At 47.1% G+C, this 14,717-nt stretch carries 13 protein-coding genes; 11 read left to right on the top strand and 2 right to left on the bottom strand.

The genetic code is table 11. The features are described 5' to 3' along the window. Positions 1-15 precede the first annotated feature (15 nt). The 5 genes from ACFQ0C_RS36385 to ACFQ0C_RS36365 all read left to right on the top strand — a co-directional run bounded on the left by ACFQ0C_RS36385 (position 16) and on the right by ACFQ0C_RS36365 (position 6,632). Positions 16-1,977: a DHH family phosphoesterase gene (locus ACFQ0C_RS36385; RefSeq protein ID WP_379374467.1), complete on the top strand. Its 1,962-nt coding sequence runs from the start codon at positions 16-18 to the stop codon at positions 1,975-1,977. Further along, positions 1,974-2,420 (top strand): 50S ribosomal protein L9, encoded by a 447-nt coding sequence (rplI, locus tag ACFQ0C_RS36380; protein WP_258216411.1) that lies wholly within the window; start codon positions 1,974-1,976, stop codon positions 2,418-2,420. The genes ACFQ0C_RS36385 and rplI overlap by 4 nt, the downstream gene beginning before the upstream one ends. 108 nt (positions 2,421-2,528) lie before the next feature. Next, positions 2,529-3,866: a replicative DNA helicase gene (gene dnaB, locus ACFQ0C_RS36375; protein WP_171652988.1), complete on the top strand. Its 1,338-nt coding sequence runs from the start codon at positions 2,529-2,531 to the stop codon at positions 3,864-3,866. Positions 3,867-4,233: 367 nt separating this feature from the next. Beyond that, positions 4,234-5,520 (top strand): adenylosuccinate synthase, encoded by a 1,287-nt coding sequence (locus ACFQ0C_RS36370; protein ID WP_379374465.1) that lies wholly within the window; start codon positions 4,234-4,236, stop codon positions 5,518-5,520. A gap of 215 nt (positions 5,521-5,735) precedes the next feature. Then, a complete protein-coding gene (locus ACFQ0C_RS36365) occupies positions 5,736-6,632 on the top strand; it encodes a hypothetical protein (RefSeq protein WP_379374463.1) in 897 nt (298 codons plus the stop codon). A gap of 5 nt (positions 6,633-6,637) precedes the next feature. Here the strand turns inward: ACFQ0C_RS36365 and ACFQ0C_RS36360 are convergent, their stop codons facing one another. Continuing rightward, complete coding sequence (locus ACFQ0C_RS36360; RefSeq protein ID WP_379374461.1) at positions 6,638-6,895, bottom strand: hypothetical protein; 258 nt, start codon at positions 6,893-6,895, stop codon at positions 6,638-6,640. Positions 6,896-7,083: 188 nt separating this feature from the next. Here ACFQ0C_RS36360 and ACFQ0C_RS36355 point away from each other — a divergent pair, with 188 nt between their 5' ends. The 6 genes from ACFQ0C_RS36355 to ACFQ0C_RS36330 all read left to right on the top strand — a co-directional run bounded on the left by ACFQ0C_RS36355 (position 7,084) and on the right by ACFQ0C_RS36330 (position 14,523). Further along, on the top strand, positions 7,084-8,655 hold the full coding sequence (locus tag ACFQ0C_RS36355; protein WP_379374459.1) for a peptidoglycan DD-metalloendopeptidase family protein: 1,572 nt from the start codon (positions 7,084-7,086) through the stop codon (positions 8,653-8,655). 343 nt (positions 8,656-8,998) lie between these two features. After that, the gene (gene yycF, locus ACFQ0C_RS36350) at positions 8,999-9,721 is read left to right on the top strand and encodes a response regulator YycF (protein ID WP_258216406.1); all 723 of its coding nucleotides are present in this window, start codon (positions 8,999-9,001) and stop codon (positions 9,719-9,721) included. 3 nt (positions 9,722-9,724) lie between these two features. Continuing rightward, a complete protein-coding gene (gene walK / locus ACFQ0C_RS36345) occupies positions 9,725-11,560 on the top strand; it encodes a cell wall metabolism sensor histidine kinase WalK (RefSeq protein ID WP_379374455.1) in 1,836 nt (611 codons plus the stop codon). Then, positions 11,557-12,855, top strand: a complete 1,299-nt coding sequence (locus tag ACFQ0C_RS36340; RefSeq protein ID WP_379374453.1) for a YycH family regulatory protein — start codon at positions 11,557-11,559, stop codon at positions 12,853-12,855. Before walK ends, ACFQ0C_RS36340 begins: the two co-directional genes overlap by 4 nt. Before the next feature lie 36 nt (positions 12,856-12,891). Next, entirely contained in the window at positions 12,892-13,632 is a 741-nt protein-coding gene (yycI, locus tag ACFQ0C_RS36335; RefSeq protein WP_379374451.1) for a two-component system regulatory protein YycI, read from the top strand. A gap of 87 nt (positions 13,633-13,719) precedes the next feature. Further along, positions 13,720-14,523: an MBL fold metallo-hydrolase gene (locus ACFQ0C_RS36330; protein WP_258216402.1), complete on the top strand. Its 804-nt coding sequence runs from the start codon at positions 13,720-13,722 to the stop codon at positions 14,521-14,523. Here the strand turns inward: ACFQ0C_RS36330 and ACFQ0C_RS36325 are convergent. Beyond that, positions 14,492-14,713 (bottom strand): hypothetical protein, encoded by a 222-nt coding sequence (locus ACFQ0C_RS36325; RefSeq protein ID WP_379374449.1) that lies wholly within the window; start codon positions 14,711-14,713, stop codon positions 14,492-14,494. The two genes, ACFQ0C_RS36330 and ACFQ0C_RS36325, sit on opposite strands and share 32 nt — an antisense overlap. Between the last annotated feature and the right edge of the window lie 4 nt (positions 14,714-14,717).

The following is a 14,717-nucleotide window of genomic DNA, read 5'->3' as shown; positions in this document are numbered from 1 at the left end:
TTAGGGGCGAGATGAATGCCGAAGTTCCTGCTAAAGCGTTGGCACGGCTTGCATATCGTATGGATATTTGCTTTAATACTCATTTTGATTTTTATATTGCTTATGTATCAATGGGTAATCAGTGTGATTGCCCTGTTTCTATGCGGGATCTTGGCGTATTTTACTTTGAAGGCGGAGCAGGCGTTCCGCAAGGAATTGAACCATTACGTAGCTACACTGTCCCATCGAATCAAACGTGCCGGAACGGATGTTATTCACGAGCTTCCGTTAGGGATTCTGCTCTATAATGAGGAGAAAGTTATCGAATGGCATAATCCATTTGTGGCGAAGATGCTCAGTAAGGAATCATTGATTGGCGAGCAGTTGTTGGAGCTTTTCCCTTCTTTGAAGTCACGCAAGGAGAAGGACCTAAAGCTGGAAATTGCGATCGGCAAAAACTTGTACATGGTGCAGCTTAAGCAGGATGAAAGATTGTTGTATTTTACGGATATAACGGCTTTCAAACAATTATCGATACGCTATGAAGAAGGCAAGCTTGCTATAGGAATCGTCACCATGGATAATCTGGACGAGGCTACTCAGGGAATGGATGACCAAACCCGAAGCATTATGATGGCTAAAGTAACTGGAGAAATTACAGAGTGGGCTCTGAAAAATAACGTGTACTTACGCCGCACTGCATCTGACCGTTATCTGATTCTAATGGATCAGAAGGGTTTGAAGGCATTGGAGCAGTCACGTTTTGAGATATTGGACGAGGTACGAGACTTAACTATTGAGCATAAGCTGCCGCTTACACTTAGTATCGGGATTGCTTCCGGCAGTGATTCATTAACGGAGCTTGGGCAGCTGGCGCAAACGAGCTTGGACATGGCATTAGGCCGTGGTGGCGATCAGGTTGCTGTAAAGATTGGAGAGAGGCTGTCTTTCTATGGCGGACGTTCTAACGCTGTTGAGAAAAGGACAAGGGTACGTGCAAGGGTTATCTCTCATGCGCTGCGCGATCTGATCAAAGAATGCGATAAAGTTATTATTATGGGCCACCGATATCCGGACATGGATGCAATCGGAGCAGCAATTGGAGTATTGAAGGCGGTACATGTAAGCAATAAAGAAGGATACATCGTGCTGGAAGGAGTTAATCCTTCGATTCAAAAGCTGATGGATACGATCTCTGAGGATGAGAAGCTGAACCGTTGGTTCATTACTCCGGAGCAGGCTATGCAGATAACGAACCAACGAACGCTTGCGGTTGTTGTGGACACGCATAAGGCATCTATGGTGGCCGAGCCCAAGCTGCTGCAGCTGACGCAGCGCAAGTTCATAGTTGACCATCACCGCCGAGGTGAGGAGTTCATCCAGGATGCGACGCTTGTGTACATGGAGCCTTATGCCTCATCAACCTGTGAGCTCGTGACGGAGCTGCTGCAATATTTCAACGACCGTTTAACGATGGGAGTATTAGAGGCAACCGCTCTGTTGGCGGGAATTGTAGTGGATACAAAAAGCTTCAGCTTAGCTACTGGCGCAAGAACATTTGAAGCTGCATCCTTCCTTCGCCGCAACGGCGCGGATTCATCGCTCGTACAGCGACTGCTCAAGGAAGATCTGAATGCATTTATCCAAAAGTCTGAGGTTATTAAAAACGCGGTTGTTATTTATGATCACATCGCGCTTGCTGTAACTGAACCAAATCGCAAATATTCTCAGTTGCTCATTGCGCAGGTTGCTGATACATTGTTAACTATGACAGGTATAATGGCTTCTTTCGTCATTAGCGAGCGCCCGGATGGCTTAATCGGTATTAGTGCCCGGTCACTAGGGCAAATGAATGCTCAGGTTGTTATGGAACGAATGGGAGGCGGAGGGCATTTAACTAATGCTGCTACCCAATTCGAAGGAACGATTTCAGAAGCGACACAAAGATTGAAACAAATACTAAGTGAGATGCACGCAGAGGAGGGGCTTTTCGAATGAAAGTTATTTTACTGAAGGATGTTAAAGGACAAGGCAAGAAGGGCGATGTTAAAGAGGTTTCCGAAGGATATGCAACGAATTTCCTATTCCCTAAACAATTGGCCGCGGCGGCGAGTGAGTCGTCTGTTAAGATGATAGACAATCAGAAAAAGGCAGAGCAAAGGAAAAAGGATCAAGAGAAGGAAGAGGCCGTAGAGCTTGGCAAGAAGCTGGGGGCTCTGACCGTCGAGCTGAAGGCTAAATCAGGCAAGGATGGACGTTTATTCGGAGCTATTCCTAGCAAGCAGGTGGCTGAAGAGCTGGAGAAACAGCAGAAGATTAAGCTGGACAAACGGAAGATCCTTATGGAGGATCCGATTCGCACACTAGGCGTGACTGAGGTTGGTGTAAAGCTTCACCCTGAGGTTACTGCGAAGCTAAAGATTCACGTTACCGAAGAGTAATCTTTAAGAAGTCAGGTTATTGCATGCGCTAAAATCTATTAGATTAGGCTTACGATGTAAGTTTCGCTAAACCGGAACTCTTAGGAGGAGACGAACTTGAACGAAGGTATGTTTACAGATCGCATCCCTCCGCAAAATTTGGAAGCCGAGCAGGCCGTGCTCGGCGCTATTTTGCTTGACAGCGAGTCACTCGTAACCGCGATGGAACGCATTTCAAGCGATGACTTCTATCGCACATCGCATCAACGCATCTTCGAGTCGATGATTGAGCTGGCGGAGGAGAATGAGCCGATTGACTTGATCACGCTGACCGCGCGACTGCAAAATAAGCAGGAGCTGGAGGAAATAGGCGGGATCAAATATTTGTCGGAGCTCGCGAATGCGGTGCCGACAGCGGCGAATATCAACTACTATGCGCAGATCGTCGAGGAGAAGTCGATGCTGCGGCGGTTAATTCGCGCCGCAACGAATATCGTAACGGAAGGGTACTCGAGTACCGACGAGATTGGTGATTTGCTGGGTGATGCGGAGAAGCGCATCCTTGAGATTTCGCAGCGTCGTTCGAACACTGGATTTATCGCCATCCGCGATGTGTTAATGGAGGTATTCGACAAGGTCGAATTTCTCTATAACAATAAAGGCGGAACAACAGGAATTAAATCAGGGTTTCTTGATTTGGATAAAATGACCGCTGGCTTCCAGCGGTCAGACTTGATTATTGTGGCGGCGCGTCCTTCTGTTGGTAAGACAGCGTTCGCCCTGAACATCGCACAAAATGTTGGAGTACGTGAGAAGCAAACGGTCGCCATCTTCAGTCTGGAGATGGGTGCCCCGCAGCTTGTACAGCGGATGATTTGCGCAGAAGCGAATGTAGACGCCACTCGTATGCGGACAGGCTTCCTGGAGCAGGACGATTGGGAGAAGCTGACGATGGCAATTGGCGCCTTGTCAGAGGCGAACATCTATATCGATGATTCGCCTTCGGTAACGGTGGCTGATATCCGCGCCAAATGCCGCAGGCTGAAGCAGGAGAGAGGCCTCGGGATGATTCTGATCGATTACTTGCAGCTGATTCACGGACGTGGCAAAGGGGATAACCGTCAGCAGGAGGTATCCGAAATTTCACGTACCTTGAAGCAAATTGCTCGTGAGTTGGATGTTCCGGTTATTGCCTTGTCTCAGCTTAGCCGGGGTGTAGAGCAGCGGCAGGATAAACGGCCGATGATGTCCGACTTGCGGGAATCCGGTTCGATTGAGCAAGATGCGGACATTGTAGCTTTCTTGTATCGTGATGACTATTACGATAAAGAGTCGGAGAAAAAAAATATAATTGAAATTATTATAGCTAAGCAGCGTAACGGACCGGTAGGTACGGTGGAGCTGGCTTTCTTGAAAAATTTCAATAAGTTTGTTGGTTTGGACAGGACGCATCAAGAGGTAGGATAGTGCAGCTATCTGCTTGTTTCTACTTACAGCTTGTCAGACTGGGCAAGAATCATTACAGCCTAATAAAGAGGTTAACAGAGGGAATGTGGATGAGAATGAACGGGCATCCACATTCCGGTGCTGCTACAGAATCACGGGTCCTTTATTTCGCTTAGGCGGAACAAAGGACTTATTCTGGTGCCAGAGCTAGCTTGAACAGGGCTTTTACATAGAATTCATAACATGTACAAATTCCGAACGTTAAAAGATAGGCCCTAAGTATTGTTCGTTTTTATTGACTTTGCATTGTGGTACTGCTAAACTATTCATGGTGCTTTAGGCCTTTTGACTAATTATAGGTGAGTTTCACCTGATGGGGGTTATGTAGATGTCGACGGTAGTGGTTGTCGGAACCCAATGGGGCGATGAAGGTAAAGGGAAAATAACGGATTTTCTCGCTGAATCTGCTGAAGTGGTGGCGCGTTATCAAGGCGGTAACAATGCCGGCCATACCATTTTGATTGATGATAAGAAATACAAATTAACAATGATTCCATCGGGCATTTTTTACACGGATAAAGTCTGCGTAATCGGTAACGGTATGGTAATTAATCCAGGTGCGCTGCTCGAAGAAATTCAATACATTCATGATAATGGTTTTACAACAACGAATTTGCGTATCAGTGACCGGGCTCATGTTATTATGCCTTACCATCTGCTGTTGGATGGACTGGAAGAAGAGCGCAAAGGTGACAATAAAATTGGCACGACCCGCAAAGGGATCGGTCCTTGCTATATGGATAAAGCAGCTAGAAGCGGTATCCGGATCGCTGATCTGATGGATGCTGAGGAGTTCAAACGTCGGGTGCGTCAAGTCGTTGCTGAGAAAAATGTACTTATCGAGCAAGTATATGGCTCCAAGGGCTTGGATGCAGAAACTGTGATTGAAGAATATCTCGGTTATGCAGACCGGATTCGTCCTTATGTTACGGATACTTCCGTAATTCTTAACGATCTGATCGATGCTGGGAAGAAAGTGCTGTTCGAAGGCGCTCAAGGCGTTATGTTGGATATCGACCAAGGTACGTATCCTTATGTAACTTCATCCAATCCTTCTGCCGGTGGTGTGTGTATTGGTTCCGGAGTGGGCCCGTCGAAAATTCGTCAAGTTATCGGGGTAGCTAAAGCTTACACAACTCGTGTTGGCGATGGTCCTTTCCCTACAGAGCTTCATAACGATACTGGAAGCTGGATTCGTGAAAAGGGACATGAGTACGGCACTGTTACTGGCAGACCGCGTCGTGTAGGTTGGTTTGACAGCGTTGTTGTGCGTCATGCTCGTCGGGTCAGTGGTATTACAGGTTTATCCCTGAACTCGCTGGACGTATTAGCGGGTCTGGAAACAGTGAAAATTTGCACAGCTTACAAAATCGGCGACAAAATCATCGAGCATTATCCTGCGAGCTTGAACTTGCTGGCACAATGCGAAGCGGTGTACGAGGAGCTGCCGGGCTGGAGCGAGGATATCACAGGAGTGCGCAAGCTGGAGGATCTGCCGACAAACGCACGCCGTTATGTTGAGCGTGTATCTGAGCTGACCGGCATTCCGATTGCTATCTTCTCAGTAGGACGTAACCGTGAGCAAACAAATCTTGTAAATCCGATTTACAGTTAATTGTTGCTGTTAAGCTGAATGTTTTATAAATGACAAATAACCTCTCACAAGCCAGAAAGTTGGGACTTGGAGAGGTTATTTTTTTGTTGATCATGAAGGGAATAGGTGTCGAAACCCGGCTGTTCTTTTTCCAGACAATGGTTGGTTTGCGCTAAAATCGTCAATACTGTGGGGAGAAGCTGCAAACATGAGAACTATGGGAGTTGAGGCACATAATGAAAACAATGGAATGGCTATCCAAGCTTATAATAAGCGCTATAATTACTTCAATGATTTGTGTGGCGTCGACTTTTTGGGTTGTTAACACGTATGTGGATATGATTCTGGAGCAGTATAATTTAAAATCGGCTGTTAATACGACTCCGGATTGGTCTAAATTTATGCAGCATGCCAGCAAGCAGCTGGGGGCGTTTCGTCTGTTCGGCAATGAGGCGGTGGCGGTAGACCCAAGCGGCCGTTCGGGCAAAAAGGGCGCAGAGACGCTGCCTGTATTTGGTGAACAACCCGGGACTGGCTTGAGCGGGACCGATATGACGAATAGCGGTGGAGAAAGCGGGAAATCGGGCTCTGAGCAGCCGCCTAGCACAGGAAGCACATCCCAGAGAAAGCCGCCTGAGGATGCTGTAGCCGTATTTGGCCATCAAAGCACAATGACAGAGGGATCGAACCGGGAAGCGGGAAGCAGCACAGGAGGGACGGCCAGCAGCACATCTCCAAGAGGTATTGGATCAGGTGTTGGATCGGAAGCAGGCAATACGGCTAAGAAGGATAGTAGGACAGGTGCGGAAATCGGCGGATCTGTAAAGAGAGAGAGCAGCAGTAGTGCCACTTCAGGTGGAGCAGCAGCGGTTAATGGTTTGGAAGCAGGAGAAAAAGTCGTGGTTTCAGGCGAAGAGTTTACGAAGAAAAAGGAGCAGCTTTCGACAAACGATAAAACCAAAATTTTTAATCTGCTCGTTAAGAGGCTACCACAAAATGAAATACAGCATATTTCGAAGCTTATGGAGGACGGTATTACCGCCAGTGAGCTTAAGGAAATTGAACAGCTGCTGCAAACCTACATGAAGCCGGAAGAATACTCCCAGCTTCTAGGTATGATCAAGCAGCAATAACCGAATTACAAATAATTCCCCCCGAATCTCGATATGGTATCCTCCGCTTGGCGGAATCGTGATGACTCTACAACGACCTGCATAATGAAGCCGGCTCCGGCTTCCAGCGTGCTGCTGGTCAGATTAGGCATCATGGATTCCGCTTCATTTGCTGTGTCACTATTTGCGGTCAGCCTAATATCAATAGCACCTTGCTCTCGCAAAACCGTGGCCGCTCGATCCATTTCTGTCCAGTTATTAAAGACGGCTGTTATGTTCTCCATAGTTTAACTTCACACTCCTGCCACGAAAATTGGCTGTTTATAGCAGCCACTCGTGAATATTGTTGAAAAAAATAGTGAGGTTGTGGTAAATTAGTGAAGGAGTCTTTTTTTCACAATGTTTATTGTCCCTATTTTTAGGTGTTTTTATGTATTTTTTCCCGTAAAAAACGACTTAAAAGGAGTAGAACATGACAGTTTTCAAAGGAATGGGTTGGGCTAAGAAGCTGCTGGACAAGTCTAAGCAGAAGCTTTCCAAAATCCAATTACAAAAATGGACTGCCAAGATGAGGGTCAAGCCTGCAGCACTAACTAAAGAGCAGCTAACAGCATCCACGCAAAAAGCCTATAAAGCAGTTATTTTACATAAATGGAATATTGCCAAGACGGTGTCCGTACTTAGTGTGGTTACAGCAGTCGTGTGGAGCGGAAATGTTTATGTAAAAGCCAATATGGCACAAATCGTTCATGTTTCAATCAATGGGCAAGAGGCTGGAACGGTGAAGGACAAGTCCTCGGTCGAGCAGTTTGTAGCCGCCAAATCTAAGGAATTAATTGAAAGCAATTCAGATATTCACGTAGTAGTTAAGACCCCTGAAGTCACCTTTACGGATGAAAGGGTTTTCATGGTTGAAACTAGCGATCAGCAAGTTATGAGTAAGCTAGGCAACGCTATTTTTGCTCAACCGGTAGGCACTGAGCTTGTTATCGATGGGAAACCTGTCGGTATTTTAAAGGATCAAGCTACAGCGAGTCTCATGCTGGACCAGATCAAATCGAGCGTGGTCGAGAAAAAGAAGGATTCGGGTAAAGTAAGAGTATTGTCAGCAACACCTTCTGAGCCGATAGGGGAAGTAGAACTGCAGAAGGTAGATTTCGTGCAGCGGGTAGAGTTGAAGGATATTCCAATCCAACCTCAAGACATGGTGAATCCGGAAGAGTTGAGGAAGAAGCTGGAAACCGGTGATGTGCAGCCAATCAAATACGTGGTTGAAAAAGGAGATTGCGTCTCCTGCATTGCCAAAAAGTTTAATATTCCTAAACAGTTAATTTATCAGAACAATCCATGGATTGTAGATGATATGATCAAAGCGGGGCAGCAGCTTGATTTGACAGTTCTGCAGCCGACGCTTGCGGTTCGAACCGTAGAGAAATTAATAGAGCAGCAAGAGATTCAGTATGAGACGGAATACCAGAAAGATGACAGCATGCGTCTCGGAACCGATCAAACGTTGAAGGCCGGCAAGAACGGTCTGAAGAAAGTAATGATTCTTGTAACCAAGATTAACGGTCTGATGATTGAAGAAACGGTTCAAAATGAGGAAATTATTCAAGAGCCGGTAAAAGCGGTAGTCCGTAAAGGAACGAAGGTTATCAAGGGCGAAGGTTCAGGGAAGTTTGCATGGCCGGTAGTATCGTCTTCGATTAGCAGTACTTTCGGATATCGTTGGGGCGCATTACATAAGGGTGTCGATTTAACTTCTTCGAACAAGAACATCATGGCCTCAGATAATGGAAAAGTGGTTTATGCAGGAAACAAGGGTGACGGTTACGGAAACATGATTATTCTTGATCACTTAAATGGCTACAAGACACTGTACGGACATTTGAGCAAAATTGATGTTACAGTGGGCAAGATTGTTGAAAAGGGTGAAAAGATTGGTTTTATGGGAAGTACCGGAGACTCAACTGGAGTTCATTTGCACTTTGAGGTTCAACGAAGCGACACGCCGGAGAATCCTTTGAAATATTTGAATCGTTAGCACTTATATTTATTATTGATATACCTATAGAAAAGAGACATGAACGATGCAGTAGGCTGCCGTTCATGTCTCTTTTGACATATATAGAATTTATATGTTTTGGGGCTCCCCGCAAAGTATCTGAATCAACTTCGAAGCAAGACCCCACTTTGTGGGGATATTTTATTACCTCAAAAGTATTTGGATTCCGCGGTGGAGATTCATATGACTTATGGGGGACTTTTGTATCGGGAATGTGCTAAAATAGAAGGATAGTTGATAAGGTGCGATAACGTAAAATAGCCCCTAGAGAACTACCAAGCAGCTATACCATGTCAAGCACTTACAGGCGGTGATCGTAGGGATGGCGAAAATACTGGTTGTCGATGATGAGCAGCCGATTGCGGATATATTAAAGTTTAATTTGGAAAAGGAAGGCCATGAGGTAATCTGTGCTTATGATGGCGGTAAGGCAGTAGAGCTGGCCTTTAAAGAAGAGCCGGATCTTATTCTGCTCGACCTGATGCTTCCGGTGAAGGATGGAATGGATGTGTGCCGGGAAGTACGCGTCAAGCTGAATACGCCGATTATTATGCTGACGGCTAAGGATAGTGAGATCGATAAAGTACTGGGACTTGAGCTGGGCGCTGATGATTACGTGACCAAGCCCTTCGGTACCCGGGAGCTGCTGGCAAGGGTGAAAGCCCATTTGCGCAGGCAGACGAAGGCACAGACTATGCCTGCTGTAGAAACGGAAGTGGCAGCCAGGCAGGGTATCCGGATTCAGGGACTATTTATCGACAGTGACATGTATATGGTGTATAAGGACGAGGTGCCGCTTGATTTGACGCATCGGGAATTCGAACTTGTGCAGTACATGGCCAAGAACAGCGGGAAGGTTATGACCCGTGAGCATTTGCTGCAGGCCGTGTGGGGCTTCGAGTATTTCGGAGATGTGCGGACGGTTGATGTGACCATTCGCAGGCTTCGTGAGAAGCTGGAGGATGATCCAAGCAGGCCGGAGTATATTTTAACCCGCAGAGGACTTGGTTATATGATGCGCAACACGAAGACCGGGGGCTTCTAAAACATGAAAGGGATTCGTTTCTTTCAGTCGATTCAGTCGAAGCTGATCACGATTTATGTATTGCTGATTCTGATTGCGATGCAATTCATTGGAGTTTATTTCATCCGGACACTGGAGAGTTATTTCAAGACGGATTTCATCGATTCGCATAACAAGCAGGCGCAGCTTCTCGCGCAGTTCGTGGAGCCGTATTTATCGGTGAACAGTGAGGAAAATAAAGGTGAGCCACGTAAAACGTATAGTGATTTGAATGATGTGGTCAACAATTTGTTTGCAATTAGCAACGCTGAAATTCAAGTTATTGACGCGAATGGTCTTGTCTTGTCGACTTCAATGGTGAGCCACCAGGCGATTGTGGGGCAGAAGAATACACAAACCGAGGTTAACCGGGCGCTTCAGGGGATAAAGGATAACCAACGAATGTTTACCGATTTTGACGGCATGCGTAAGATGATTATCGCCAAGCCGATCGGTTCCGGTGTTAAGGTTAATGGAGCGGTGTATATCATTGCTTCCATGGAAGAGCTGTACAACACGATGAACCGGATCAATCAGTTTTTGTTGACGGGAACATTGTTTGCATTAGGATTAACAGTCGTGCTCGGTGTGATGCTGTCTGCGACCATTACGAATCCGATCAAAGCGATTACGCGACAGGCCACGGCGGTAGCGGAAGGGCGCTTTAACGCTCAGGTACCGGTGCTGGGGCGCGATGAGATCGGGCAGTTGGGGCAAACATTCAACTTTATGATGGAGCGGCTAAAGGATGCTTTGTCACTCAACGAGGAAGAGAAGGAAAGACTTGCTTCGATTCTGTCGAATATGAACGACGGGCTGATTGCTACGGATGACGATGGAAAGGTGATCGTTATCAACCGGCGGGCGAAGCAGATTCTGCAGTTGAACGAGGATACGACTCTCGGCAAGCCGCTTCCCTTGGTGCTTGGCATAACGCGAGAAGAGATGCGGAAGCTTGAAATAGGCGAGTATCCTTCGCTGCTGCTGCGCTTTGATCATGATGAAGAGGAGCAGCTGTCGGTTAAGCTGACCTTCACGACGATCTACAGCAAGGGTAAAGGCTCAGCCGGTACCATAGCGGTATTGCAGGATGTTACCGATCAGGAGAAGCTGGAGGAGTCCAGGCGCGAGTTCGTAGCTAACGTGTCTCATGAGCTGCGGACGCCGCTCACGACGATTAAGAGCTATCTGGAGGCGCTGGAGGATGGCGCTTTGGAAGATCCTCAGCTGTCGGCTAAGTTCGTCAGCGTAACCCGTAACGAAACGGAGCGAATGATCCGGCTCGTTACCGACCTGCTGCAGCTGTCGAGGCTGGATTCGAGGCAGGCAGTGATCAGCAGGGAGCTAACGGATGTTGCGGAGATGCTGGATGAGGTTGCGGACCGCTTCTCGTTCCAATTAGAGCAGCGTTCCATCGACATCGCCATTCAGGTAGCGCCTGAGGTAGGAGAGATTGTACTGGACCGTGACCGGATTGATCAGGTATTGGACAACCTGGTATCCAATGCAATCAAATATACGGCGGATAGTGGGCTTATCTCGATAGGAGCTCACCGCCTGGAGCCGCAGCTGCTCGAAATTTCGGTGCAAGATAACGGAATGGGCATTCCCAAGAAGGATTTAAGCCGTATATTCGAACGTTTTTATCGAGTGGATAAGGCCCGCTCGCGCAGTATGGGAGGGACAGGCTTAGGCTTGTCGATTGCCCGGGAAATAGTAAGGGCACATGGCGGGACGATTATGCTGGAATCGGAATTGGGTCAAGGCACGAGGGTTACCTTCACGCTGCCTTACGCTTTGAATGAGGAGGCTGTGGTATGATCGAGAAGCTGAAGTCGGTTGTACTGGTGATGCTTGTCGGACTCAGCTTGCTGCAAAGCTATTATTTATCGTACAGCTCACCCAAGTTTGACCCGTTAGTCCAGGAGGAGTATGTAAAGACGGAGCCGATCGGAACACAGGCGATGTTAGAGGAGCTGTTATTCCCAGACCAGGTAGTGCTGCATTTGGGCAACCAGCAGCATACGGTGCTGTATCCGGCTACAGATCCCTATAAGAGGGTTGTAGAAAATGTGAAGCAGCGCTCGTTGGAAGGCTTTCGCAAAACTACGCCCGCGGTATTAGGCTTGAATTGGGATGAGATCCGTAATAAGCAGCAGGGGATCGAGGTACGTTTTCGAGATGGTATCCCGATTAATGTGCTTCAGAGGGTCATGCAGTTAAAGGGAGAGCTCCCTCCGGACAATGATGTTATTACAAGGGTTTGGATTTTTACGAAGGAGTCCAAAGATGATGTGCGGACAGTCCTGTTTACGGACACCTTCAACACCATGTATGAAGTAGTAAAGTCAGATATATCGGCTAAAGATATTGAACGGTTCGTTTCACTGGAAGGTATTTTACCAAAAGAAGAGATAGTTCCCTATAAATTGGCAGGTGATGATTATTATTTACCTTTAAAGCCAATTGATTTCCCGACAGTTAGAATGCCCTTCACCCAGTATACGGTTGACCAGTTGAAGCGAAGCTTTTTCGTAGATCCTGCGATAACAAGAAAGCTGTCTGAGCGGGACGGCTCGGAGATTTATACGGATACGAAGCGGGGATTGAAGCTTAAGAACGACCAGCGGTGGATGACTTATACCGATCCGATAGCTCCAGTGGACAGTAAGGAGGATTTGCGTGATAACCTGCTGTCAGCGGTGCAGTTTGTGAACCAGCATGGCGGTTGGAATGGCAAATACGGTGTTTATAAAGTTCCTCAGAAGCTGCTTCCGTCTAATCAGGCGTTTGTTTTCCGTCAATATTACATGTCGCTTCCGATTATGAATCAGCGCAGCGATAACATAGGTTTTATCAAGATTGTTATGCAAAAAGGAATTGTAGCCAGCTATGAACGCTCTATGATCATACCCGACCTGTCGAAGTTGAGCAGCAAGGAGCTGACTTTGAGCAGCGGCGAGATTTTAGATGCCAAGCTGAATCAATATAGCAAGAAAAGCTCTGTAATATCCGTGTTCCCGGGGTATCGTCCTGTGATTGGGGAGCAAACGATGGACTTGGTGCCGGTATGGACGGTAGAGCTTCGAGATGGCACGTATGAGTTTTTGGAATAAATGGATCAAGGGATCAGAAGGAAGGGAGGGTTGCCTATGGACTGGGGGCGAGCCAAAACGATCTTGATTCTGTCGTTCTTATTGCTAAATTTAGTGCTGGGCTTCCAGCTATGGACAACCCGCTCGGATCTTCTGGAATTTGACGCCAACACAGCCAGTGCTACTGAGGAAATTCAGAGGCTGCTCAAAAGCAAAAACATTCAAGTGTCAGCTGAAATGCCTAAGGAAGTACCTCGCTTGCAGGAGATTGAAGTACGCTTTGACGAAAAGATGAAATCGGATAAGCAAATTACGTTGGATGCTCCCTTTAAATACAGTCCGCTGATGAGCAAAGGATCAACGAAGGATGCGGCGGCAAAAGCGTCTATTCCTTATATGGAAAATTATCAATATGATCCGGTGCTGAGCACGAACGGTACCTATGTGTTTCACCAGCTGTATCGGTCGCTTCCGATGTTTGAGGTGAAGCTCGAGCTCATTGAGCAAAATGGGATGGTTGCAGCGTACCGTCAAGAGTATGTCGAGGTTACATCAGAAGGAGACCAAAAGGAGCAAAAGGTAATATCGCCTTACACGGTTTTACGAAGCCTAATTGAAACGTATTTCCCGAGCGGAACGGTAGTCAGCAGCATCAAGCTGGGGTATCATGGACAAGATTACAATACCCAAACAAGGTTTATGGTGCCGTATTGGCGGGTTGCGTTAGGCAATGGCGATATTTATTATGTACATGCGCTGAACGGGGCCGTAGAGCCTCCTCAGAAAAATAAAAAGTAAGCTGCATTACGAGGGGCTGTCCGACGAGCTGATTTTCGTAAATATTGCTTGTTGGACAGATCCCAAGGTCAGATGGGAGTTATACGGATGGGAATTCGATTTAGTGTTTTGGCCAGCGGGTCTACGGGGAACGCGATGGTGGTGGCGACAGCAGAGAGCAAGGTGCTGATTGATGCCGGATTGAGTGCCAAGAAGGTAGACCAGCTGTTGAAGGAAAAGGATATGTCGGCCTCGGAGCTGGATGCTATTCTGGTGACACATGAGCATGCCGATCATATAAAAGGGCTCGGAGCGATGGCTCGGAAGTACGATCTGCCTGTCTACGCTAATGAGAAGACGTGGGCTGCGCTGGATAAGCAGATTGGAGAGATCGCTGAGGACAAGCGCTGTGTGATGGATACCGGTGACTTCCGAAATTTTGGCGAGCTGCGAGTTGAATCTTACGGAATTTCGCATGATGCTGCGGAGCCGGTTGGCTATTGCTTCTATGAAGGTGATCAAAAGCTGAGCTTAGCAACCGACCTCGGTTATATGAGCTCCAAGGTTAAGGAGCAAATCCGCGATAGCGATGTACTTGTCCTGGAATCGAACCATGATATTGAAATGCTCCGTATGGGCAAGTATCCGTGGAACATTAAACGTCGGATTCTAAGTGACTTGGGCCATTTATCGAATGAAGCGGCAGGTATCGGGCTATGTGATGTAATGACATCCAGGACGAAGCGGGTATATTTGGCTCATTTGAGCCGTGATCATAATTTAATGGATTTGGCCAGACTGACCGTGAATAATATGGTAGAGGATCGTCTCTCGGCTGATGATCATCGGGCTAAACTTATGGATACATACTATGACCGTGCTACAGAGTGGGATCGGCTGGATGAGGAGTAGGCGAGAAGGAAGCGTCCAATTGAGCAGACATTGAAGCGATATCTTGAGCGGTGATGATTTCCTTCTCCACCAGCAGCTCGATTAGAGCACTCACCAGCAGTGAGTTCTGGTAATGGGCGTTTTTCAGGTCCGCCAGCTTGGCGATCAAATCTACTTGCTCCAAATGGTTGGAAATGCGGTTACGATTCATGATA

The sequence above is a fragment of the Paenibacillus sp. GCM10027630 genome (assembly GCF_042676305.1).
Taxonomy (GTDB): domain Bacteria; phylum Bacillota; class Bacilli; order Paenibacillales; family NBRC-103111; genus Paenibacillus_S.
The sequence above is the reverse complement of the archived record's forward strand: the minus strand, read 5'-3'. Positions and strand labels throughout refer to the sequence as shown.